Consider the following 22,962-nt stretch of genomic DNA (forward strand, 5'->3'; position numbering starts at 1 on the left):
ACCAATGCGATTGAAGGGCTCAACCGTGCTATCAGGAAGGTGATCAAGACGCGCACTCTGTTCCCCAATGAGGACGCTGCCAAGAAGCTGATTTACCTGGCCATCATGAATTTCACGGCCTCCTGGAAGCGTGCTACGCCCAAGTGGGCTGCTGCCATGCCCCAGTTCGCTCTGCTGTTTGGTGAGCGCTTTACAGGTGCCATGGAGTAAGGAAGGGATATGATTAGACCTCTCGCGCTAACGCGCCAGCCGCTTCGCGGCGCGCGATAGCGGGGGCTAAGGAGGATCCTCCCGCGCTCCGCGCGGGCCCCTCCACCTTAGCCCCCGCTATCGCATCAGGTCTGGCATACTGCATCTCAAATACAAAGGGCAGCCTCGTTGGGCTGCCCCTGGAATAACCTCCCCAGACACAGAAATCCTGACACTCCCTCTTGCGTTTCTCGAAAACTTGTGTACTATTCATGACGAAGCACTCCTCTTATCGTATGAGTTTTAGTGGACTCTTTGGCACTTAGATGCCGTGGTACTCTCGGCCGAAAGCGAGATTTAAGAGAGAGTGCTTCTTTTGTTTCCAGGTTGTCAAGTTCTGCATTGATGGTCTCCGGTGTTCGATGCCCCTTCTGGAGCTGACCATCTAATTAACCGCGCGGCTTATATCTCCGCCCTGAACGGAGCTTTACGCCGCAATTTGCCTAAAACCCGTAATTTTAAAATTCAGTATTTCCACTTAGCGCAATACGCATCTGCATGATCAAGCGTCGAGCAGGCTCGTGCATCGTCGGTTCATGCAGGTCCTGCAGATGCGCGTGGGGCGGGATTGCGCTTACCGCTACGAAGTTGTCGGGAACCCCGGAAGGTGGCGAAAGCGGGTTTCCGCTCGTTCCGAGGGGGACTTCGCAGCCGCAGACGCCGCTCCTCCTTCGCTTACTCCGGAAACCTCCTGTGAAAAGGGGCCGCCTGCGGACGTTCGCGGGCGGCCCCTTCAGTCGTCTTCGATCAGGAAGACGGAAACGGATTCAGGCTCAGGCGGCGGGGAGCTTCGGGAGAAGCGCCTTCATGCCCTCGGCGCCCGCGAGTGCGCAAGCCGTGAGGAAGACCATCTTGGGGCCTTCCTCGATGTGAATGGCGTCGTAGTACTCGTCGACTGTGTGGGTGCGGTACATCGCGCCGCCGCCCGAGAGGCAGGTGGCGGGGATGCCGAGGCTCACGGGCTTGTTGGCGTCGGTCGAGGAGCAGGTGTAGCGCTTGAGCTCGAGGCCGAGGCAGTCCATGGCGGCGCGGCTCGTCTGGAGGACGGGGCAGTCGTGCGGACGCTGGCCGCCCGGACGGTCGCCGATCATGGTCACTTCGAGCCTGACCTGCTTCGCGGGATCCGTGACGCCCCAGATGGCGTTCTCCTCGGCCACGCCTTCCTCGAAGCACTTGAAGATCATGGCTTCGAGCGCGGCAAGATTGCCGTCGTCGAGCGAGCGCATGTCGACGTCGACCTGGCAGGAGGCGGCGATCGTGTTGACGCTCGTGCCGCCCTTGATCGTACCGATCGTGAACGTGGTCCTCGGGCCTTCGGGCACCTTCACGTGCGCGACCTTCGCGCCCGCAAGGCACATGGCGTGGACGGCGCTCGGGCATTCCGAGAAGTTCGTCCAGGAGTGGCCGCCCGGCCCCGTGATCGTGAAGCGGTAGCGGTGGCTGCCGATGGCGGCGTAAAGCAGACGACCCATGTCGGCGTTGTCCACGGCGAGGAAGCCGTCGATGTGGTTCGTGCCGTTGAAGAGGTGCTTGGAGCCGCGGATGTCGCCGTTGCCCTCTTCACCCACGGTGCCGACGAACCAGATGTCGCCTTCGGTCTCAACGCCCGTCTCCTCGAAGGCGCGGATCGTCTCAAGAAGGCAGCGCAGGCCGCAACAGTTGTCGGCGATGCCGGGCGCCCAGTAGCGGTCGCCTTCGCGGCGGACCTTGATCGGCGTTCCTTCGGGGAACACCGTGTCCATGTGCGCGCCGATGGCGAGCACCGGACCGTCGCCCCTGCCGGGACGGCGGCCGATCACGTTGCCGATCTCGTCAACGTGCACGTCCTTGAGACCGAGCGCCTTCATGCGGCGCACGATCTCGGCGGCGCGGACCTCTTCATGAAAAGTCGGCGCAGGAATCTCGCAGAGCTCGCACTGCATGACCATCGCGGCCTCGGCGCCATCGTCGAGAAGCTTCATCGCCTGCTTGACGCGCGGCTTTTCAAAGAGCGCCCTGACGGGCTCGAGGTACTCGGGAAGAAGCGGAGGCAGTTCGGTCATGATGTCCATCCTCATGTATGAATTGAAAGGGATAGGCCGCCCGCTCGCACACATCCTTTCCGGCAGGCGCGCGGCTTTGCCGCCAAATTCTATGCCCGCCGCCCGTTTCTTCCGCACGGGCTTCGGGAAAGTCCCGATCAGATGCCGCTGGTCTAAAATGCCTGCATTTCCGTCCGACTTCACGTCCTCCAGACGCCGTCCGCCCATGCCGCTTTCCTCTGTCCCCTTCGTCATCGAGTTTCCCTTCGTCCTCGGACGCCCCGCCCTGCTTCCCGATCCCTGGACCACGGCCCCCGCCCCCTGCGTTCTCGAGGCCCGCCGGCGCATCGAGGCTGCGGGCTTCGTCCCCGCGGGATTCACGGGACGCGTGGGCCTGATGCTCGTCGAACATGACGGCATCGTGCGGGCCGAAGCCCTGCTCGAGCCCGTGCGGGCCGAGCTCATGACCCGTTGGCAGGACGCGACCGCCGCGCTCGTGCAGCCCCGCGTCGAGGACGAGGACGTGCGCGAGGCGCTCCTCGTCGACGGCAAGGGCCGCGGGACGACCTTCAGGGAGGTGCTCGCCGAGGTCTTCGCGCCGTTTCCCGACCGCGACGACGACCACGGCGGACGCGAGCAGCGCGCAAGGCGCGCCGTCTGGCGCGGCTTTCTCACCGACGGACTCGACGATCCGTGCGTGCGCCTTCTGATGCGCCGCAATGCCGACCCCGCCCGCAGGGATTCGAGCCGGCTCATCGCGCTCACGAGCTGGTGGCGGGGCCCGTCTCCGGGCTGGGACATCCGCCACGACGGCACCTTCTGCGCCCCGAAGTCGGGCGCAAGGTTCCTGCTCTCGAAGCTCCTCGAGGGCATTCCCCACGAGCCCCCGCGTCCCCAGCAGGATCCCGCCGGGACGGCCGAGCCGGAAGTCCTCTACGAGGACGACTTCATGGTCGTGGTCGACAAGCCCGCGAGGCTCGCCTCGGTGCCCGGCGGCAGCGAGACAACGAGCGCAAGGGAGATCCTCGAGCGCACCCGCGGCGAACTCTTCGTCGTGCACCGCCTCGACATGGGCACCTCGGGCGTGCTCGCCTTCGCCAAGACGAAGGAGGCCCTGAGGCCCCTCAACCTCGCCTTCGCCGACCGCAGCGCACAGAAGACCTACATCGCGCGCCTCGAGGGCCTGCTAGAGGGCGAGGAGCGCCAGCAGGGCTCGATCGCACTCCCGATCGCGCTTCACTGGTTCGAGCGCCCGAAGCAGTGCGTGCTGCCCGTCTCCGAAGGCGGCCGCGAGGCCCTCACCGACTACGAGGTGATCGGTGTCGAGGACACCCCCGAAGGCCTCAAGAGCCTCGTGGCCCTGCACCCGCGCACGGGCAGGACCCATCAGCTGCGCGTGCACTGCGCACACCCCGAAGGGCTCGGCCTTCCCATCGACGGCGACCCCTTCTACGGCACCCGCGGCCTCCTTGAGGAAACCCGCGAGCACAGGCTCTGCCTGCACGCCGCATCACTCAGGATCACGCACCCGATGACGGGCCGCCCGCTCGAAATCACCGCTCCGTTCGACTTTCCGACCTTCTAAAAGCAAACAGCCCCTGCGGAATCCCACAGGGGCTGTTTGCTTTTTGTCTGCCTTCGCCGCCCGACCTCTCGGGCTGGCGTTCAGGCTTGCGTCTTTTCCTTCGACGCCTCAGCGGCCTTTGCCTTCGCCTTTTCCCTCGTTTTTTCCTCGGCCTTCGCGGCCTTCTCCGCAGCTTTGGCCTTGGCGGCCCTGAGCTTGGCGGCCTCGGCTCTGGCGCGCTTGCGTGCAAGCGCCTTCTGGCGGCGGCGCTCCTTCTCGGCGGCCTCAAGCGCCTTGCGGGCGTTCACGTATGTTGCATGATTGGCTTCGAAGGTCTTGAGCAGCTCCTCCGCAAAGGCGCGGATGCGGGCCTGCTTTTCGGGCGAATGACGTGCCTGGAGTTCCTGAAGCGTAACCACGAGTTGTCTCCGTTTGTGTGTTGGTCCTGAATGTTCCGTTCCGGGGGATCGGAGCCTTCATGATACAGAATGCTGCGCCCGAATGGACGGTCCCGTCCAGGCCGCCCCTTCCCATGGATCTCCTCCCGAGCGCGCACATTTGAAGCTCCCCTGTCTAAGACAGAGGATTCACTTTGACCGTCAGACAGCTCTTTCGGGGGGGGGGGGCAAAGCCGCCTGAACGTCACCGTCTGTACAAAGTGTGCGCGGCAGACCTCTTAATTAGATGGTCAGCTCCCAAGGGGCATCGAACACCGGAGACCATCCATGCAGAACTTGACAAACGGGCAAAAAAAGAAGCACTCTCTCTTTTCTCTCGCTAGCGGGCTCGGGGCCCATGCGAGTACACCGGCATCAAAGTGCCATTGAGTCCTGATACTCATACGACAAGAGGAGTGCTTCGACATGAATACTACACAAAATTCGACTAAAAGCAAAATCGTGAAAGTCATCGGCGTTGACCTCGCGAAAGATCACTGCGATGTCATCGGCTACGATGAGAACGGAAAAATTTGCTTAAGGCTGGATGGATGCTCCTATGCAAAGCTTCGGGAGATTCTGTCCAATCTGCCTCAGGCTGTTGTCCTGATGGAGGCATGCAAGGGCAGCATGTTCCATGCTCGGAGTATCGCTGATCTCGGTCATGAGGTGCGCCTTGTTAAAGGGGCCGACGTAAAGGCACTTCGCAATATCAATCATAAGAATGACCTGCGTGACGCCGCCTATATCGCCAAGCTTTACTTCGTACCAGGTACCACGTACGTCTACATTAAAAGTCAACAGCAGCAGTCCCTGCAGTTTCTGCAGAACGAGTATAAGAGCCTTCAGGAGTTGCGCATTCAAGCAGGCAATCAGATCCACGCGGGACTCGAAGAGTTCGGATGTCCCGTCCGAAAATCTTCGAAGTTCATTAAGACCCGCATGGTGGCACATCTTGAAAAGCATGCCGAGCTTATTCCTGAGGACGTGATGGCTTCGTTTAAGCGCAGGCGTGAGATTTGGCTCAATCTTCTACAGCAAGAGGAGGAAGCCAAGAGGCGGATGGAACAGGTGGCTGCAACGGATGCCAATGCAAAGCGCATCATGACGGTTCCCTGCGTTGGACCTCAGACGGCAGTAGGACTGCTGGTTCATATTGGCGTCGACATCGGGCGCTTCAAGAACAGCAGGCAGTTCGCGGCCTCCCTCGGGCTTGTACCAAAGCAGAACAGCACCGGCGGCAACAACACGCTCAACCACATCACCAAATGTGGGCCCAAGAGGCTTCGCTCCAATCTCGTGCAGTGCGCCCAACTCGTCCTCATGCACACGGAAAAGTGGAAAGGGAATTTCGGTGACTGGGTGCGAAAAATGCGAGACAGCGGAAAGAAACATGGCGTCATTGTCTGCGCCATCGCAGCCAAGTTAGCTCGAATCATTTATCGTCTGATGAAAGACAAGGTCGATTACACATCTGTACTAAGCTGTTAAAGGTGCATATCGCACAGAGCGATCATCGGCCAATTCCCGCCAAGGACTACGAAGGCAACTACTAGTGACGAATCGTGCTCAACGCAATAGAGTGATGCTGTGAACGGTAATGTGATATCGCGTAGTTAGCGTTAATCACGCCCTCTTAATAAAGCACCTCTATTGCCCCGAATCTCACTATGTCGGCGGAGGTTTAGGAATGAATACCTCCTGACCGCGGATGTATTTCAGTGAAGCCCTTTCTTCAACTTCGAATGAGTTGCAGCAGGTTTCTTCTGGTAGAAGTCTGAATGAGTTACAGGCGCGCAGTGCGCGCTCAAAAAGGAAGGAAATAGAGTCTGCTGAAAGCTTGTTGTGCGCAAGTCGACGAGGCCTTTCGAGCGACTTACCGGGCGCTGCGCTCACGAAGAGAATGGGGAACCAAACCCGGGCAGGCAGCTGCTTGTCATATGAAAGCCTTCTCGATTCCGTAATCTGACTTTACAAATTTAGTGGTGTGGCTTCGCCACGTATTGGATGGAGGACGCGCATGGGCGCGCCCTCCAGGGGGAGTTGTACCCCAAAAAATGCCCCGAACACTTGCAAACGGGGAGCTGACCATGTATTCCCGTTCCGCCTTGCTCCCACAATTCGGCTTCGTGAGCCCCGAAGCGTCTTTCGATACTTCAGGGTCGCTACAAGGTTCATGACGACACAGACCGCTGCCGCTCAACAGTGCTTCCGCAGTCGTCCACTTCTCCAGGAGAAGGGCTCGGTCGTGTCCTTTTTCAGTTGCATGGCACGCCAGAAATGCACTCATGGCGTCTCGCTGCACGAGCGTGCCGGTGTTTCCCCAGCGGTGCCACCTTTCCTTCAACGGCTTCTTGCGATATGCATCCGTTGCCGGATCGTACTGCGACATCTTCAGCTTATAGGCATTGAGTTCGATCACCTCGCAGCCGGCACTTTCAGCCTTGCGTTTGAGATGCTCCACAAACTCGCCCATTCCCCTCCGATTCGTCGATCGTCCGAAGCAGCGTTGAAAAGATCGGTAATTGTTTTTCTCAATTTTGATCGTGCCGCCGATCTGCAGCAGATCGTTCACAAGCTCACCGTGGTCGCGCTTGCGGGTGGCCGCCAGGCACCGATGGTGCTCGGCAAGCTTTGCCGCCGTCCTGCGTCCGCGATTGCTTGTGTTCCAAGTCGACGACCCCTTTTTCACGGTTCCGTCGGGATTGTAGTTGTCGGGATTGTTCGCTCGTCTTGAACGGTCGATCCTTCGCTGCAGAAGACGGATCTTCGGCTCCTTCAGATCCACGTGAGGTGCAACCTCGACTATGGCCGCATGACGCTCATGAAAATAAGCAATCCGGCTTGAACCCGGGTCGATGCCGACGACCTCGCATTTGGACGCATAGACCTTACGAACGGGCGGCAGGCCTTCAACCACGAGCTGCACGAACCAGCGTTTGACGCCGTTGAGCGTCCTGCGCACGATTCGGCAGTATTTCACGTGCCGGTCGGAGGCGCGCGCCTCCTTCATGTAGCCGGTGTCGGGCTTCATGTACGGCATCACGTGCTTGCGCCAGACAATGAATGGCTCCACGCTCGGGCTTGTACATGATTTCCTGATTGTTCGTGCCTTCGATGGAATTGAGTCCACGCCTGAAGGATTTGAAGCGAGGTCTGCCGGCTTTCCGGAACATGTGACGCTAGAGAGCCTTCCAGACCGTCTTCCCGATGTTCTGAGCTTCATGGGCACCAATGTCGTTCCGACCACTCGCCTTACGATGATTATTCGCAATGATCGCAAGGCCGAATTCGGTTGGTCCAAAGACTTTATGAACGGCATTGAACGCTATTGTTCGCGCCTTCCCTTTCGGCATGTCCCGTGCCACCCGCCACTCCTGCGTTTCACGCATGCGCTGCAGACGCCCGAGAGCTGTCCCGAGCGTCGCATTGCGCATTGTAGAGCGTGCGTCCGAACTCAAACGCCTTTTCGAGAAAACGATTCTGCTGATCGTTCACACGAAGCGGAAGTTCGACAATGTAGGAAGAGGTGGAGGTGCGCATAAGGAAATGTTACTGCACGTCCGAAAAGTTTGTGCGCCTTCTCCTCCCATTGAAATGAGAGGCTTGCGGCGCACGGGTTCTGTCAAAAAGAGGGCGAAGTCCCGACCTGAGCGTACTCGACCGACTCATTGAACACCTTCGTCGATGAGGCGCTGCTCATAGTTGCAGCCGAGCTCGTGCTTGTTTTCGCATGCCTTGTGGTACCAGTCCTTGGCGGCCTTCTTGTCCTGAGGAACGCCCCTGCCGTCCTCGTAGATGAAGCCGAGCTTGAGCTGCGCCATGGCGTTGCCCTTTTCGGCGGCGCGGCGGTACCACTTGAGGGCCTCCTCGATGTTCTGCTCGACACCGTTGCCCTTGAAGTACATGTTGCCGAGGGCGAACTGGCTCTCGACGACGCCCTGTTCGGCACGCTCCCTCACGAGCGCGACGTCGGGAGCCGCAGCGGCGGAGGCCGCCGTGAGCGCGGCGATCACGCCTGCGACGATCGAAATGGAAGTCTTGCGGATGTTCATGATGTTCTTCTTCCCGTTCGTTGTTGCGTTGGATGCAGGCCTGAATCCGGCCCTGCGTCCGCTTTCTTGATTATGCCCGTCTTCATGAGCGCAAGCTTAAGCCCGACGGCCGAGATGCCTGCCCGTGACGCTTCGGGGCTCTGCGGGCGCATCCTCGGGCACGCCTTCAAAGACGACCGTGCCGCCCGCGTCTCCGCCGCCCGGTCCCAGATCGATCATCCAGTCGGCCGCCCGGATCACGTCGAGGTCGTGCTCGATCACGATCACGGTTGCGCCCGCCTCGACGAGCCGCTCGAAGACCGCCATGAGCGTCGCGACGTTTTCAGGATGCAGGCCGATCGTCGGCTCGTCGAAGACGAAGAGCGCATCATCCTGGCCTCTGCCCATCTCGCCCGCGAGCTTGAGCCGCTGGGCCTCGCCGCCCGAGAGTCCGGGCGTCGCCTCCCCGAGCGTGAGGTAGCCGAGCCCGAGATCCTCGAGCACCCTGAGCCTTGCCGACACGGTCTTCATGTCGGCTGCCGCCCGAAGCGCCGTCGAGACGTCCATGTCCATGAACTCGGGCAGCGTGTACGCTGACTGCGTCCCGTGCGCCCCCGCCGCCTTCGCGGCGCGCCTGATTGCAAAGGCGGCCGGCGCATAGCGGCTTCCCCTGCACGCGGGACACGGCACGTCCACGTCGGGCAGGAACTGCACGTCGAGGCTGATCGAACCCGTGCCGTCGCATTCGGGACAGCGCAGCCTGCCCGTGTTGTACGAGAAGTCGCCCGCCTTCATGCCCGCGGCCTTCGCGTCGGGCGTCTTCGCGAAAGCCTTCCTCAGATCATCGTGCACGTTGGCATAGGTTGCAACCGTCGACCGGACGTTCACGCCGATGGGCGTCGCATCGATGAGCTTCGCCTGACGGATGCCCTGAGCCGAGATCGAGCCGACGTGCGCGGGCAGTGCCGTCCCGTCGATCGCGGCCCTGAGCGCCGGGAGCAGGCTCTCGAGCACGAGCGTCGTCTTGCCCGAACCCGACACGCCCGTCACCACCGTGAGTCTCCCCTTCGGAATCCTCACGCTCAGAGGTTTGACCGTATGGACCGCCTTCGTCTCAAGCAGGATTTCGCCATGCTCGAAAAGACTGTCTCGCGGCGTCTTCGTCCTCACGACCGCGGGTCTCCCCGACAGATAGGGCCCGATCATCGAATCGGAATTCGCCTCGATCTCTCCGACGCTTCCTTCGGCAATGACGCGACCGCCCTCGCGGCCCGCCTTCGGGCCCATCTCGATGATCCGATCGGCCTCTCTCAGGATGTCGACGTCATGATCGACGAGAAGGACCGTGTTGCCGTCCGCCACCAGGTCGTGCATCACGGCCTTGAGCCCCTCGACGTTGGCGGGATGGAGCCCGATCGAAGGTTCGTCCAGCACGTAGAGCACGCCCGTCGTGCGGTTGCGCACGGCCCTCGCGAGCTGCATGCGCTGCCGCTCGCCCGTCGAGAGCGTCGAGGCCGCACGATCAAGCGACAGGTATCCGAGCCCGAGATCCAGAAGCCTCGCGGCCGTGTGTCCGAACGCCTCGCAGAGACTCTCCGCCATCGGCCGCATCTCGGGCGGGAGCGACGCGGGCACGCGGTCGACCCAAGCGCACAGGTCGACGAGCGGCATGCGGGAGACTTCGTCGATCGAGACGCCCATAATCTTCGGCGCCCGCGCGGCCTCCGAGAACCTTGAGCCCCTGCAGTCGGGACAGACATCAAACCTCAGAAAACGCTCGACACGCTTCATGCCCGACTCGTCCTTCACCTTGGCGAGCGCGTTCTCGACCGTCTTTACGGCTGAGAAGTACGTGAAATCAAGCTCCGCCGCGTCGTTCGATCCCTTCGGATGATAGAAGATGTGCTTCTTCACCATCGGGCCGTCGTAGACGATCGCCTTCTCCTCGGGCGTCAGCTCTCTGAAGGGCACGTTCGTCCTCACGCCCATCGATCGACAGACGTCGGTCATGAGCGACCACATCAATGTGCGCCAGGGCATCACGGCGCCTTCGTCGATCGAAAGCGTCTCGTCGGGAACGAGCGTTGCCCTGTCGACCGACCTCACCATGCCCGTGCCGTCGCAAGTCCTGCAGGCGCCGCCGCTGTTGAAGGCCAGATCCTCCGCACCCGGCGCAAAGAACTTCGCCCCGCAGACCGGACAGACGAGCGCCTTTTCGGCCGCGACGTCGATCGTGGGCCCGACCATGTGGCCGTTCGGACACCTGTGAAACGCAAGGCGCGAAAACATGAGGCGAATCGTGTTGAGCAGCTCGGTCCCCGTTCCGAAGGTACTCCGGATGCCGGGCACGCCCGGTCTCTGATGGAGCGCAAGCGCTGCGGGAACATGGAGCACCTCGTCGACATCTACCCGCGGCGCCTGCGTAAGCCGCCGGCGCGTATAGGTCGAGAGCGCCTCAAGGTAGCGCCGCGAGCCCTCGGTGTAGAGGACGCCGAGCGCGAGCGACGATTTGCCGGACCCGGAGACGCCCGCCACGCCGACGATTTTATTGAGCGGGATGTCGACGTCGACGTTCCTGAGATTGTGCACGCGCGCGCCGCGCACTTCGATCCTGCTCACCATTGTGCTGTGCTCCTTTTTTTGGAAAGACGTACTCAATCATACGTCCGATGCTCCGCCCAAAAGGCCCGCCTTCGCGACGGAAGACGGGCCGTTCCCGATCGGCCAGGCAGAACGGATCAATGTGGACATCAGCCCGCTTCGCCCGTCCCGGCGGGTTCGGCAAAAATGAACTTCATGACCTTCTCCGTCACGTCGACGCCGTTCGACCTGATGATGCCGAAGCCCCTTTCGTCGGGTTCGACCGTCACGCGGGCGCGGCACTCGTCCTTCACGCGGCAGGCGAGCGCCTTCGAGTCGACGAGGTCCTTCACGAAGTCGTGCACGGCGACGACGTCGGGACGGGTCTTCATGAGTTCGTCGTCAAGCGGATGAATCTGGACGCCGACATCGAAGTCGGCGAACGTCTTCACATCCTTCCTCACGCCCATCGCGCCCATGGCGCGCACTTCAAGCCTCGGGAAGTCAAGCTCCACGTTCTGCATCTTCAGGCCGAGCCTGCCGTCCTGAGCGGCCTGCATGAGAGGCTCGAGCCCCTGCGGCGCGCCCGGGCGGCAGATGCCCGGCACGCTGCAGACGTCGGCGCCCACCAGAAGCCTGCCCGCCGCCTCGGGCAGCCACACGTCCTCGGGCGCCGTGACGGAGCCCTGGAAGTGCCAGTATCTGAGTGCGGAAAGCGGACCTGCAGCCGCGGGAGCCTTCTCAAGCGAACCGTCATGCGAGAAGTCGAACCGCCAGCCCGCATTCACCTTCCTCGCCGACAGGCGCGAGGCGCTCCTGCCGAACTTCACGTCGTCCTTCGCGTCGACCTTCTCGAACCCGGAGAATCCCGCGCCGTCGCTTTCAGCCGTGAGGATCACGGGCTCTTCGGTCTCGTCGGGTAGGAACCTGTAGACCAGACGCTCGCCCGCCCAGTTGAGGCGGAAGACGAAGGCGGAGAATCCCCAGTCGCCTTCGACCGGGAGCACGTGGTAGGGCACGCCGCTCGCGGGCGCATACGGAACGAGCCTGCCATCCTTCTCGACGGGTTCGGCCTTCACGATCCTGAAGGTCGTGAGCGCCTCGCCCGAGGCCGTGGTGCGACCGTCGACCTCGGCGTCGAGCCAGTGCACGCGCAGGTTCGTCGGCAAGAACGGAAGCCCGAAGTCCATCGTCACCTGCGGCGAGGCCTTGTCGACGAAGGCCTGAAGCTTGGACGTCGTCCTGAAGTGCCGCACGAAGAGGCTTGGCGCCATGCCCAGACGCCAGACGCATTCACCCCTGAGAGGCATTTCGGGCAGGCCCTGCACATGGAAGACCACCTCGAGCCTTCTCGAGCCGAAGGTCCTTTCGATCTCGGTCACCTCGATGCCCACGCCGGGCACGGGACTGCCCGCCGCCTTCAGGTCAAGGAGCATCTGATCAACCACCGACTGCTGCCAGCCGACATAGCCCGCGTAGCCCGCAGCCAGCAGGCCCGCAAGGCATGCGCCGCCGAAGACAACCCGCTTTCTCCAAGGCATAGGCACCTCCATAGAATTGCCGCGAGGGAACATCCGACTTCAGTCGGGTGAGGAATCGCGGCTTACTCCTTTCGTAGTTCAGTCAAAAAAGTTTTGCGTGTTTCGAGAAGACTCAGTTTTTTGCAATTGATGTCTGTCCCGATCACAGTTTTGTCAAGGCGACGAATGTTGAATGTGCCTCTAACGCGTCGCCCGAAAACAAAACCAATCTGTCCGCCGATTCGCACCTTGTCGAATAGGCGGAACCCCTTGACGAGGAATGGCGCCTGATTGAGTTTCCTCACTCCACCCTTGAGAATCGAACACTTGTGTATCTGTCGGTTGTGCTTTCGCGTCTGTTGTTGGAAGAGGAAATCTCCTCTTCGCAACGCTTTCAGATTTCCCGCAATGCAGAAGGCGTCGGCGCAATGCGTCTTGGGCAAGCCAAGAGCAATGCGCTTGTGCTTCGTCAGATAGCCGTAGGTGTTCTCGACAGGCAGTTTAGGGTGCGTCTTGCGTACGCGGTCAAGCAGCGTCCAGCGCATGATGCCCATGAAGGCTTCCGCCCTGAACGATTGACCGCGCTTGACCTTCAACTTGATCTTTCCTGCGTGATAAGCCTTGTGGCATGTCTCGCACAGCGTGATCAGGTTGTTTGGCGCATCTCCGCCCGTTTTACGACTCTCAAGATGATGCACGTTGAGGATCGGATCCTTGGATCGGCCTCGACAGTGCTGACAGATATGACCGTCTCTGAAAAGAACGTACTCGCGCACGTTCCAGAATCCAAGCTGGTCGCCCTGCTGATAGCCCGTCCCTTCGACTTCGGGATTCCTGATCTTTTGAATGTCGAAGGATGCGGTTTCAATCACGATCTTGGTGACGGGAAGCAGTCTGCAGACCGCCTCGATGCGCGAAATGTGCGCTTGGATACGGTTCTCCACGGACGGCGCAAGCCATCCCTTGTGCTTTGATCGAACGCGATTGTTGAAGCGCGGAGCGCGGTAGCGCGTCTTTCGATTGCGCCTTGCACGTCGGAATGCCAGACGATCGGCCAGAAGTCCCGTGATGTCCTGTCGAAGCGCGACTTCGGATGCGAAGACCTCCTCCTTTTCCGTCGTGGCGGAAATGCCAACGTGCCTTGCGCCTGCATCGACGCCAAGCGTCACGTCCTGCTTCGTCTCGCCTGTGGCGATGGTCAGCTTGATCGTGAACGGCGTTCGACGCACGACGAAGGCCTTGCCCGCCTTCAGCATGTGTCGCGCCTTTGCTGGCGAACACGGCATCAGCGGCTTGCCGCGCATGTTCAAAACAAAAACTTTCAAAGTATCTCCTTTGCGGATACCCGCAGGCTCCGCTTGCTCGGCCCGAAGGCCGGTTGTTCGGCCCGAGGGCCGATTCTCATCCTTCGTCAATGTTGGAATGGGTTTCTTGTCTGCATCACCGTTCCTACCTCTCAGAACTTTTAAACACAGACCGCAGAGCGTGGGACTAGGATAAACATCCCACGGTGCCTGTACATTCCAAACCAACGTAGCTCGCCTCCCAGAGGAGGTTTGCTGAGACTAGTCAATAAAGGCTCTTTGAAGCCTCCGCCTTTAGGCGGGGGTTATTGACGATCATGCACGTGCGACACCGCACGCCGCTCCGGAAACGCCGGAGCATTTCCTTCTATCTTAGTAAAACGCGCGTCTGAAAGACAATCCGCCTGAAGGCGCATGACAGCCGCCCCGCCGCGCCTCCCCCGCTCCTCAGGCTCTGAAGCGATGATACGAAATTCCCTCTTCCCCTCGCGCAGAGACGACTCGAAAAAAGTCCGCGGGTTAACGATCCCGTCCGCGGCCCTATTGACGCGGCGGCATCCTGCCTGCATAGTTCTCTTGAGAACACGGCCTTTGCCGTTGCGCCACCCGAAACCCGCCACATGCCCACACGAACTCCCAAGCGCGCCCTTGCTGCCGTCTTCGCCGCCGTCACCCTCGTCACCAGCGTCTTCGCGGTTCCCGGCGTCTGCGCCGAGCCGCCTGCGGACGTCGTCGTGGGCTTCGTCGACAAGCCCGAGCCCGGCTACTACTCCCGCACGGTCATGCCCACGCTCGCCGCCATGGCGAGGGCCATGCCCGACAGGACCGTGACGGGCGTGCGTCTCTCGCCCGACGACCCGATCGCCGACCTCATGCGCCTTCGGCCCGACATTCTCGTCGCCCCCGCTTCCGTCTACATGGAGCTCGAGCTCAACTACGGCGGGCATGCGATCGCGACGCGCAAGACGCGCTGGGCGGACAATCCGAGCGCCTCGGTGGGCGCCGCCGTCGTCGTGAGGGCGGACAACAATGAGATCCGCACGCTCGCCGACCTCCGCGGCAGGCGAATGGCCTCGGGCGGCGCGGACGCCGTCGACGGCTGGCTCGCGCTCGCGTATGAACTCAAGGAGAGGCGCCTGCGCCCCGAGGCCTACCGCGCCCACACGACCTTCCTCAACTTTCCGATGCCCGACGTGATCAGTGCGGTCCTCTCGGGCAAGGTCGAGGCGGGCGTGCTCTCCACCTGCATGCTCGAGCGCGCGGAGCTCGCGGGGCTTCTCAAGCCCGGAGCTCTCAGAGTCGTGGACGAAAAGACCACGCAGGGCTTTTCCTGCCGGCACAGCACGGCGCTCTATCCCGACATCGTCGTGGCCGCGCTCCCGAGAACCGCTCCGGATGTCGTCAAGGCAACGACGCTCGCGCTCCTCTCCATGCCCGAGAACGCCGACTTCGCCTGGCAGGTCACCACCAACTTTGTCTCAGTGAACAGGCTCTACAAGGAGCTGCACCTCGGTCCCTGGAAGCATCTCGACGACTGGAGCTGGCGGAACCTCTGGAAGAGCTACGGCACGTACGCGCTCATCATCCTCGGCTTCCTCGCCTGGCTCGTCCTCGACGAGATCCGCCTCAAGCAGACCGTCAGGCGCCGCACCGCTGCGCTCACGCAGGCCCTCGCCGAACGCGAGAAGCTCGAGGCCCAGGAGGCCGCCGCCCGCGCCCGCCTCGCGCGCATCGAGCGCACGGGCGCCATCAACCAGCTCTGCGCGATGATCGCACACGAGCTCAAGCAGCCCATGAGTTCGGTCATCAACTACATGACCGTACTCAAGATCAGGCTCGCAGACCGCATCAGCGAAGACGACATCGTCTCCCGCGCGGTTTCGGGCGCCGAGGAGGAGACCCGCCGCATGGCCGCCATCGTCGACCGCGTTCGCGGATACGCCCGCAGGGACATCAACCGCAGCAACGTCGTCGACCTCGACGCCGTCGTCGCGAAGGCCTTCGCCCGCTACTCGCGTCACGCCGCGGGCACGAGCAGGCTCACGCTCTCGAAGCTCCCCGCCGCACGCATCCGCGGCAACGACCTCGAGATCGAGCTTCTCGTCATCAATCTCATGAAGAACGCCGATCAGGCGGCCTGCGACGACACGGGCGAGGACGTGCAGTCCAGACCCGAAGTCACCGTGAGCCTCAGGCTCGAGCCCGACGACGCAGGCGGCCCCGACATGGCCGAGATCGTCGTCGAGGACAACGGCCCCGCCATCTCCGACGAGGCCTTCGGGCGCATGAAGCGCGTGAGCGACAGCGTCAAGGAGGACGGCCTCGGCCTCGGACTCGCCATCGTGCGCAACATCGTCGATGAGCACGGCGGCCGCCTCACCATCGTCCGCCTCTCGCCCTGCGGCCTGCGCGTCACCGCCGCGCTCCCGATGTACAGCCCCGCACTGACGCAGCAGGACGAGCAGTCCTGAAGACGGCTGCAGATGCTGCGGGCTTGACGCCCGAACGGGCGTTGCGCGGGCATCACGCGAATGCTTTTTCCGAGTACGCCTTCGGGCGTTCGGATACAATCCAACAAACTCCCGCCCTGTCGTGGAAACGCGAATCCCCCGCCCACGGCCGGAGCCGAAAAGCCGCACAGCCTCGAAAACAAGCGTCGGGAAACAAAAAAAGACAAAAGGAGAACAAGATTGCAGCGACCGCTGATCCGCATCGTCGACGACGACAAGGCACTTGCCGGATCCTTCGGGCTTTTGCTCGAGACGATGGGTTGGGACACCGCCGCGTATACGAGCGGCAGGCGGTTCCTCAACAACGACGACCTGTCGCGCCCCGGCTGCATCGTGCTTGACGTGCGAATGCCCGGCCTCACGGGTCCCGAAATCCAGGACAAGCTCATCGAAATGGGATGCAGGCTGCCGATCATCTTCCTTTCGGCCCACGGCAGCATTCCCACCGCCGTGTCCGCGGTACAGAAGGGCGCCGTCGACTTTCTTGAAAAGCCGATCGAGCCCGCCGAACTCATCGCGAAGATCAACGCCGCCGTTGCACGAAGCGTCACCGAGTCCGTCGAGACGATGCACCGAGACCGCCTTCGCGCGCGCTTCGAGACGCTCACCGCCCGCGAACGCGAGATCATCGGCGAAATCCTCAAGGGCGACGGCAGCGAGACCAACAAGCAGATCGCCAGAACGTTCGACCTTGAACTGAGCACCGTCAAGATGCACCGCTCGAACGCCTTCATGAAGCTCGGCGTGCATTCCGCCGCCGAACTCATCAGGCTCGCCCAAGAGGCAGGGATCCATGCAGAGGCGTAAGCTCCTGTCGGCCGCCGGCACATTATTCGCCGCCCCGGCGCTCTTCGCCGCGCCCGCCGTCGAACCCGAGGCGAAGGCCGCATCCGACGCCGCAGGCCGCACTCCTCAGGATCCCGACGACGTCCTCATCATCGGCGCGGGCGGCGCAGGCCTTGCCGCCGCGGTCTCCGCGCTCGAGTCGGGCGCGCGGCGCGTCACCATTCTCGAGCGTGGCGCCTTCGTGGGCGGACACACCGTCATTTCGGCCGGCACCGTCACGATCGCCACCGGCGGCGAGACGCCCGTCGAAGACCTCGCACGCGACATCATCGAAGCCGGCGGACGACCCGAGCTCGCACGCACCCTCGCCGAAAACGCAGGCGCCGCCGTTCAGTGGCTCGGCAGCATGGGCGTGGCCTGGGAGCCCAGGCTCTTCAGGGCGGTGGGCTCCGGCATGAGCGCACGACGCAATCTCTCCACAGGCTCTCAAAGAGGCGGCTGGGACATGATCCAGGCGCTCTCCGAGCGCGCCCGCACCCTCGGTGCGAAGACGCTCTTCGAAACACGCGCCTGTCGCCTTCTGCTTGAGAACGGCCGCGTCGGCGGCGTCGCCGCCAGAACCGCTTCGGGCGACGAAGTACTCCGCTACGCCCGAGCCGTCGTGCTCGCCACGGGCGGCTTCAGCGGCAACCACGAGCTCAGAAGCCGCTTCGCACCCCGACTCGACTCCTCCTACGGCACCACGGCGGACACATTCGGACTCACGCCCGACCTCGCCCGCGGAGACGGCATCCTCATGGGCGAAGCCGCAGGCGCGCAGCTCGTCGACATGGACGCCGTCGAGTGCATTCCCTATGCCGGCGGCCGCGTGCTCGACTATGCCGGGGCCGAAGTGTGGATCAATGCCGAGGGCGACAGATTCGTCAACGAGGAGGCCACCTTCGACGTCATCGCCGCCGCCATGCAGGAACAGACCGGGGGCTTCATGTGGACGATCACCGACGCCAAGTCCCAGAAGGGCGCCAACTTCGGATCGAAGCTCTCCGCCGGCCTCGTGAGGGAGGCCAGGTCCCTCACCGCGCTCGCCCACGACATCGGCATCTCGATCGAGAGGCTCAGCTTCACGATGAACAGCTACAACCGCATGGTCGCCCTGGGCAAGGACCCGCGTTTCGGACGCACGACCTTCCTGCAGACGATCGACACGCCGCCCTTCTACTACGGCATCGAGCGTCTGTGCGTGCACATCACGATGGGCGGACTCCTCATCGACGCAGACGCCCGGGTCCTCGACCGCATGAACGCCCCCGTCCCCGGCCTCTTCGCCGCAGGCGAGACCACGGGCGGCGTCCACGGACGAAAGCGCCTCGGCGGCAACGCCCTCACCGACGCCTTCGTCTTCGGGCGCATCGCGGGTGCGGGCGCCGCACGCCTCGCGCTTGGCCGCTGCCCCCCCGGACGCATCAGCCCCAGGGCAATCGCATGACTTTTTCGAGGGTTAGCCCTTGACACCGTCAAGCAAACCTTGTAGGCCCAGGGCCGTGCCCATGGTTTCGATGGCGCCAGCGGGCGTCGAGCAGAGTTGCTGCATCGTCTTGACGGAGTTTCGCCGGCCGTTGACGTCCGTAGCGTTCTGTGCCGCGCGGAGCACGTTGAGCGCGATCTTGTTGAGCGTCACACGGTTGCTCAGGTAGTTCGCGTTAGTGCACTGCATCCGGTCCTGATCGAAGCTCACGTCGAGCGCCCAGTGCACGTTGTTTTCGATGCTCCAATGGCGGCGAATGATTTCGCCGGCAACCGCGGCCGCGTCCTCGGAGAACGGAATCGTGGTCATGAAGTAGCGAGTCTGACTTGAATTTCGCCCTCGCTTCCCCTTGGCTTCCGTGTTGTTCGTGACCTTGACGATGCAACCGCCTTTAAGGCCGTTCCACTCTTGGTGGAAGCGATTGGACAAGAGGGAAGCTGGCAGGACGGTCACGCTTCGCTCCTCGATTCGACCTCGATCCGCATCAAGCGTCCGGCACTTGCGCCTGCGGCTCTCTTCGACAGTTGCGAAAAGAAAGTGAACTTCCTTTTGAAGCGTCGGGTAGTTCTCTTTGATCGCGAGGCAGTACCCGACGCCTCTCTCAGCGAGGTACTGAACCAAGGCTTTCTGCGTGTTCATGGCATCGGCGGTGATGAGGTCGCCCGGTTTGAGATCGAGCATGGAGAGAAGCTCAATGGCTGTTGAGATCTCGTTCTTTTTCTCTTCTATGATGTGAACTTCCTGTAGAATGGTAACACGCAAACTTTAAAAAATCGTATCCCGCACCGATAAAAATTCTGGCGATCTCCTGTGATTCAGGAAGATCGCCTTCTTATTGTTTTGTTGAAATATCGTGTAGAATATGCTACTGTAAATATCCAAAAGGATAACACCGGAATTTTGAATTTTTATGGGTCATATTTACTGGGAACTCCCTGAGATTCCGATCCCGCCGCAGGCATACGTCAACAAGAACGACGGACGCGTCTTCCTTATGTCACGTGACAGTCGAAACGTGCGTCGCCGCAAGTCCATCGGACACGCTACCGGTAACGGGAACATGTATCCCAACGATACCTTCCGCTTCTTGTTCCCAAATCTTTGGAAGGAACACTACGGTGAGAAGCAGTCCCTGCCGCCTCATATGCTCTCGCTTGGCCCGTATGCAACCTTCCTTGCAATCGCTGAACGCAACGGCCTTTATGACTTGCTGCATAAACACTTCGGACCGCTCTATGGCAACACCGTCATGGACTATGCCATGTTTTCCGCGGCCGATCGCTCCAACAGCACGCATCTCTTTGAGGACGCCATGCGCATGCGCGTGTGCTTCTCCAAGGATCGACACGCTGACTCCTGGTACTCTGAACTCTTCAGCAAGAACCTCCCGCTTGATGCCCTGCACCAGTTCAAGATCGACTGGATCAAACAATGCGCCAAGCAAGGCTGTAGCAAGGTTTGGCTCTGCATTGATGGCTCGAATAACAACTGCGAGTCGGAAGCAGGCGAAATCAATGAGTTCGGGAAAGCCAAGTCACTCAAGGACGTGCCTATCGTCAGCTACATGTGGGCTGTCGATGCCACTACCGGACGGCCCATCACTTGGTTCGTTAACCCTGGCAGCATGATCGATGCCAAGGCTTTTCGAGGCATCGCCCAGTTCCTCGCTGCTTCGTCCATTAGTGTCGAAGGCCTCATCTCTGATCGCGGCTTCTGCACGCAGGATGTCATCGACCTGGCAGAGGAGTGCGGACTTCGCTACATCATCATGCTTAAGGGCTCCACCAACGGAGCACAGACACTCTTCGAGCGCCACGGCGCAGAGGTGCGTTGGAACGTTCGCAATATTCTCAACAAGAACGGCATCTTCGGCACGACGGACAAGGCCAAGATCTTTGCCAACAGTTCTAAGGAAAACTGCATCGGGCTCTTCTTCGACGGCTTGAGCAGTGCGCCGCGTGCCGTGCGTTTCATCAACAAAGTGCTCGACTGCTCCATGACGCTGCGCGCCGAGATTGCCGCCGGCAAGCCCAAAGTTAATGTCCCTGCGGCAATGAAGAAATTCATTGAGATTGCAGAAATCAACGGCAAGAAGGAAGTACTCTTTCGCTACGAGGCCTGGCAGCAAGAGGCAGACCGCAAGGGCTTCTACGCCATTGCGTCCTCCGATGAGCTTTCAGCTGCCGAGATCCACAGTCTTTACGGCCTGCGTGATGCCTCGGAAAAGCAGTTCTCCATGCTGAAGTCTCAGCTCGGCTCGCACGTTACCCGTGTACAAAGTCGCCAGAGCATCGAAAGTAAGCTCGCCGTGGCTTTCATTGCGAGCGTCATCCGCACTGAGATCCTGATTGCCTGCAGAAAGCTGGAACTCGATGTCAACCAGATGATCCGGCATTGCGATCGCTGTCAGCTCATGCTCCTGCCCGATGGCGTCTATGCCTTTGTGGACAATCTGTCGGCTCGACTGAAGCGCTTCCTCGAAGAGTTTGGAGTGACGCCCGAGATTCTGAAGCGCCTGAGCGAGGAAACGAATGCTCGCCTGAGCAATCCGATGCAGAGCCAAATTCGTCGGCTCCCGCAGGGAGCCGACGCTCCCAAGCCTCCCAGGGGCAGACCTCGCAAAGAGAAGTCGGCAGAGGACGATGACAAGCCAAGGCGCAAGCCGGGGCGACCCAAGGGCAGTAAAAATAAAAAAACGCTCGAGCGTGAACGCCTGGCGGCGGAAACTGCGGCAAAAGGTGTACTGCCGCCTGAAAAAGTAAAGCGCAAGCCCGGTCGCCCCAAAGGCAGCAAGAACAAGAAGACGCTGGAACGGGAGGCGCGTGAACGCGCGCTGCTTGAACAAGCTGGGCAAAAGCGAGGCCGCGGCAGACCGAAAGGGAGCAAGAACAAGGCGACCTTGGAACGCGAAGCCAAGGAAGCAGCAGAGGCTATGAAAAAGGCTCGAGACGGTCTGGATGAAGGCTGAATATTTCCTCTGAAGCTGTAGCTGTTGTTACCGTTCTAGAGGAAATTCACGAATGGAATGGCTTGCGAACTGTAATCCTGCCGTTGTCTTGATGGAGTCATGCAAAGGTTCCACGGTTCGTGCACGCAAGATTGCCGATCTCGGCCATGACTCACGCCTTGTCAAGGGGGCTGATGTCAAAGCATTGCGCAATGTTTGTCAAAAGGACGACATACGCGATGCGGACTACATTGCTCGACTCTTCTACGTCCCCGGCACTAAATATGTCTTCGTGAAGAATCAACGCCAGCAGTCGCTGCAATTCCTGCAGAACGAGTACAAGAGCCTTCAGGAGTTGCGGATCTTAGTAGGGGAATCAGATCCACACCTGTCTCGAAGAGTTCGGCTATTCTCGACCCAAGTCCCAATCATTCGTTCAAAAACGCATGATTGCTCATCTGGAGAAAAATACGGAACTAATCCCTGAGGAAGTGATGTCTTCTTTTCACCGCCGACGCGACATGTGGCTAAACCTGTTTGAGCAAGAAGAGGAAGCTAAAATGCGCATGGAGGAAATTGCCAAGACGGATGACGATGCCCAACGCATTATGACCGGTCCGGGAGTTAGAGCTCAGACGGCAGTTGGAATGCTAGTGCACATCGGCCGCGACATCGGGCGTATCAAGTTTGCCGCCTCCATTGGGCTTGTTCCCAAGCAGAATAGCACCGTGGGCAACAATTTGACGTTCTACTCCCCCACCAAACACCGAATACCTTCATCGTTAAGGCTGTTGCCAAGCAGGATCGTGACTTGTTCTCTCTGTTGTGATTAGCAAAACTCCCGAAGCGCTTAGATTAGTTTTCGTGATCTAGCACCCCGGGAGTTTGTTTTTTGGGATTACCAACCGAGGGAACAAAGTCGTCTCGGTAAGTTACGAGCTAAGCTCAATGGACTTCTTAGAATTCGAAGTTGGCACCGATATTGTAGGTGACATGATCGAAACCGCTGAGGTCGGAAGCAATACCGGCCTTAAGGGCGAAGTTTTCATTGAAGCGATAGCCAGTACCAAGAGCCATTGCCTGTTCGGAGTCATAACCACCGATAGCAGCGGTGACGTTGAACTTGCCAACGCTGTACGGCTGGAAGAGACCGTTAAGAGCAGCCTGAGCAGCGAAGCCCTTCTTCATCTTGTCGTCGAGCTTGTCAATACGGGAATTGACGGCCGCGAAGTTGTTCTTCATTTCAGCGTAATTCGCCGCGATGGCATTCTTATTGGCTTCGATGTTGGCCTTGTTCTTTTCGATATTGTTCTTATTCACGCCAATGTTCTGATCCTGAGCATGGTCGTGGAATTCATTCTCAACAAGCTTGTTCTGGAGCTTATGAATATCGTCGGTATTAGCCTTGATGTTGGTCTTGTTCTTGTCGATGGCGGCCGTGTTCGCAGCGATGTTGGCCTTGTTCTTTTCGATATTGTTCTTATT

17 protein-coding genes are annotated in these 22,962 nt (G+C 60.6%); 8 read left to right on the forward strand and 9 right to left on the reverse strand.

Going from position 1 to position 22,962, the window contains the following annotated elements; all coding sequences use genetic code 11:
* The coding region (locus tag HMPREF9465_RS11500; RefSeq protein ID WP_005437182.1) for an IS256 family transposase at positions 1 to 210 on the forward strand (210 nt) is incomplete at its 5' end.
* A gap of 812 nt (positions 211 to 1,022) precedes the next feature.
* Here HMPREF9465_RS11500 and HMPREF9465_RS11510 read toward each other — a convergent pair.
* Positions 1,023 to 2,291: a M20/M25/M40 family metallo-hydrolase gene (locus HMPREF9465_RS11510; protein ID WP_005437186.1), complete on the reverse strand. Its 1,269-nt coding sequence runs from the start codon at positions 2,289 to 2,291 to the stop codon at positions 1,023 to 1,025.
* 157 nt (positions 2,292 to 2,448) lie between these two features.
* On the opposite strand from HMPREF9465_RS11510, the gene HMPREF9465_RS12605 reads away from it, so the two are divergent.
* A complete protein-coding gene (locus tag HMPREF9465_RS12605) occupies positions 2,449 to 3,855 on the forward strand; it encodes an RluA family pseudouridine synthase (protein ID WP_051009088.1) in 1,407 nt (468 codons plus the stop codon).
* Positions 3,856 to 3,935: 80 nt separating this feature from the next.
* On the opposite strand, the gene HMPREF9465_RS11520 is transcribed toward HMPREF9465_RS12605, so the two are convergent.
* On the reverse strand, positions 3,936 to 4,253 hold the full coding sequence (locus tag HMPREF9465_RS11520) for a hypothetical protein (RefSeq protein ID WP_005437189.1): 318 nt from the start codon (positions 4,251 to 4,253) through the stop codon (positions 3,936 to 3,938).
* A gap of 444 nt (positions 4,254 to 4,697) precedes the next feature.
* On the opposite strand from HMPREF9465_RS11520, the gene HMPREF9465_RS11525 reads away from it, so the two are divergent.
* On the forward strand, positions 4,698 to 5,762 hold the full coding sequence (locus HMPREF9465_RS11525; protein ID WP_005436403.1) for an IS110 family transposase: 1,065 nt from the start codon (positions 4,698 to 4,700) through the stop codon (positions 5,760 to 5,762).
* A gap of 445 nt (positions 5,763 to 6,207) precedes the next feature.
* Here HMPREF9465_RS11525 and HMPREF9465_RS13840 read toward each other — a convergent pair whose 3' ends face one another.
* The 5 genes from HMPREF9465_RS13840 to iscB form a co-directional block, all read right to left on the reverse strand.
* Entirely contained in the window at positions 6,208 to 7,305 is a 1,098-nt protein-coding gene (locus HMPREF9465_RS13840) for a hypothetical protein (protein WP_231289395.1), read from the reverse strand.
* A 634-nt stretch (positions 7,306 to 7,939) separates the two neighbouring features.
* Positions 7,940 to 8,326, reverse strand: a complete 387-nt coding sequence (locus HMPREF9465_RS11540; RefSeq protein ID WP_005437193.1) for a tetratricopeptide repeat protein — start codon at positions 8,324 to 8,326, stop codon at positions 7,940 to 7,942.
* Between the two features lie 96 nt (positions 8,327 to 8,422).
* Positions 8,423 to 10,927, reverse strand: coding sequence for a hypothetical protein (locus tag HMPREF9465_RS11545; RefSeq protein WP_005437194.1), 2,505 nt, complete (start codon positions 10,925 to 10,927; stop codon positions 8,423 to 8,425).
* Positions 10,928 to 11,055: 128 nt separating this feature from the next.
* The gene (locus HMPREF9465_RS11550) at positions 11,056 to 12,426 is read right to left on the reverse strand and encodes a hypothetical protein (protein WP_005437213.1); all 1,371 of its coding nucleotides are present in this window, start codon (positions 12,424 to 12,426) and stop codon (positions 11,056 to 11,058) included.
* A gap of 62 nt (positions 12,427 to 12,488) precedes the next feature.
* On the reverse strand, positions 12,489 to 13,730 hold the full coding sequence (gene iscB / locus HMPREF9465_RS11555; protein WP_231289397.1) for an RNA-guided endonuclease IscB: 1,242 nt from the start codon (positions 13,728 to 13,730) through the stop codon (positions 12,489 to 12,491).
* Positions 13,731 to 14,329: 599 nt separating this feature from the next.
* On the opposite strand from iscB, the gene HMPREF9465_RS11565 reads away from it, so the two are divergent.
* The 3 genes from HMPREF9465_RS11565 to HMPREF9465_RS11575 all read left to right on the forward strand — a co-directional run bounded on the left by HMPREF9465_RS11565 (position 14,330) and on the right by HMPREF9465_RS11575 (position 18,491).
* Positions 14,330 to 16,180: a sensor histidine kinase gene (locus tag HMPREF9465_RS11565; RefSeq protein ID WP_005437223.1), complete on the forward strand. Its 1,851-nt coding sequence runs from the start codon at positions 14,330 to 14,332 to the stop codon at positions 16,178 to 16,180.
* A 219-nt stretch (positions 16,181 to 16,399) separates the two neighbouring features.
* Positions 16,400 to 17,026 carry a response regulator transcription factor gene (locus tag HMPREF9465_RS11570; RefSeq protein WP_005437224.1) on the forward strand — a complete coding sequence of 209 codons (627 nt, stop codon included), beginning with the start codon at positions 16,400 to 16,402 and terminating at the stop codon, positions 17,024 to 17,026.
* Complete coding sequence (locus tag HMPREF9465_RS11575; RefSeq protein WP_005437225.1) at positions 17,013 to 18,491, forward strand: FAD-dependent oxidoreductase; 1,479 nt, start codon at positions 17,013 to 17,015, stop codon at positions 18,489 to 18,491. Before HMPREF9465_RS11570 ends, HMPREF9465_RS11575 begins: the two co-directional genes overlap by 14 nt.
* Before the next feature lie 12 nt (positions 18,492 to 18,503).
* On the opposite strand, the gene HMPREF9465_RS11580 is transcribed toward HMPREF9465_RS11575, so the two are convergent.
* Positions 18,504 to 19,292, reverse strand: a complete 789-nt coding sequence (locus HMPREF9465_RS11580; RefSeq protein ID WP_147645391.1) for an ISAs1 family transposase — start codon at positions 19,290 to 19,292, stop codon at positions 18,504 to 18,506.
* Between the two features lie 148 nt (positions 19,293 to 19,440).
* Here HMPREF9465_RS11580 and HMPREF9465_RS11585 point away from each other — a divergent pair, with 148 nt between their 5' ends.
* Together HMPREF9465_RS11585 and HMPREF9465_RS13845 are read left to right on the forward strand one after the other, a co-directional pair.
* Positions 19,441 to 21,498, forward strand: a complete 2,058-nt coding sequence (locus HMPREF9465_RS11585) for a transposase (RefSeq protein WP_005435904.1) — start codon at positions 19,441 to 19,443, stop codon at positions 21,496 to 21,498.
* A gap of 52 nt (positions 21,499 to 21,550) precedes the next feature.
* Positions 21,551 to 21,964, forward strand: coding sequence for a hypothetical protein (locus tag HMPREF9465_RS13845; protein ID WP_231289373.1), 414 nt, complete (start codon positions 21,551 to 21,553; stop codon positions 21,962 to 21,964).
* Positions 21,965 to 22,434: 470 nt separating this feature from the next.
* Here the strand turns inward: HMPREF9465_RS13845 and HMPREF9465_RS11595 are convergent.
* A partial coding sequence (locus HMPREF9465_RS11595) for a YadA C-terminal domain-containing protein (RefSeq protein WP_005435902.1) occupies positions 22,435 to 22,962 on the reverse strand: 528 nt, incomplete at its 5' end.

Source organism: Sutterella wadsworthensis 2_1_59BFAA, from assembly GCF_000297775.1.
Lineage (GTDB): Bacteria > Pseudomonadota > Gammaproteobacteria > Burkholderiales > Burkholderiaceae_F > Sutterella > Sutterella wadsworthensis_A.

Excerpts from the sequence above, each read along its gene's own strand:
- HMPREF9465_RS13840 (WP_231289395.1), bottom strand. The coding sequence starts at position 7,305 with ATGAAGCCCGACACCGGCTACATGAAGGAGGCGCGCGCCTCCGACCGG.
- HMPREF9465_RS11565 (WP_005437223.1), top strand. The coding sequence starts at position 14,330 with ATGCCCACACGAACTCCCAAGCGCGCCCTTGCTGCCGTCTTCGCCGCC.
- HMPREF9465_RS11585 (WP_005435904.1), top strand. The coding sequence starts at position 19,441 with ATGGGTCATATTTACTGGGAACTCCCTGAGATTCCGATCCCGCCGCAG.
- HMPREF9465_RS11545 (WP_005437194.1), bottom strand. The coding sequence starts at position 10,927 with ATGGTGAGCAGGATCGAAGTGCGCGGCGCGCGCGTGCACAATCTCAGG.
- HMPREF9465_RS11510 (WP_005437186.1), bottom strand. The coding sequence starts at position 2,291 with ATGACCGAACTGCCTCCGCTTCTTCCCGAGTACCTCGAGCCCGTCAGG.
- HMPREF9465_RS11550 (WP_005437213.1), bottom strand. The coding sequence starts at position 12,426 with ATGCCTTGGAGAAAGCGGGTTGTCTTCGGCGGCGCATGCCTTGCGGGC.
- HMPREF9465_RS13845 (WP_231289373.1), top strand. The coding sequence starts at position 21,551 with ATGGAATGGCTTGCGAACTGTAATCCTGCCGTTGTCTTGATGGAGTCA.
- HMPREF9465_RS11575 (WP_005437225.1), top strand. The coding sequence starts at position 17,013 with ATGCAGAGGCGTAAGCTCCTGTCGGCCGCCGGCACATTATTCGCCGCC.
- HMPREF9465_RS11525 (WP_005436403.1), top strand. The coding sequence starts at position 4,698 with ATGAATACTACACAAAATTCGACTAAAAGCAAAATCGTGAAAGTCATC.
- HMPREF9465_RS12605 (WP_051009088.1), top strand. The coding sequence starts at position 2,449 with ATGCCTGCATTTCCGTCCGACTTCACGTCCTCCAGACGCCGTCCGCCC.
- HMPREF9465_RS11540 (WP_005437193.1), bottom strand. The coding sequence starts at position 8,326 with ATGAACATCCGCAAGACTTCCATTTCGATCGTCGCAGGCGTGATCGCC.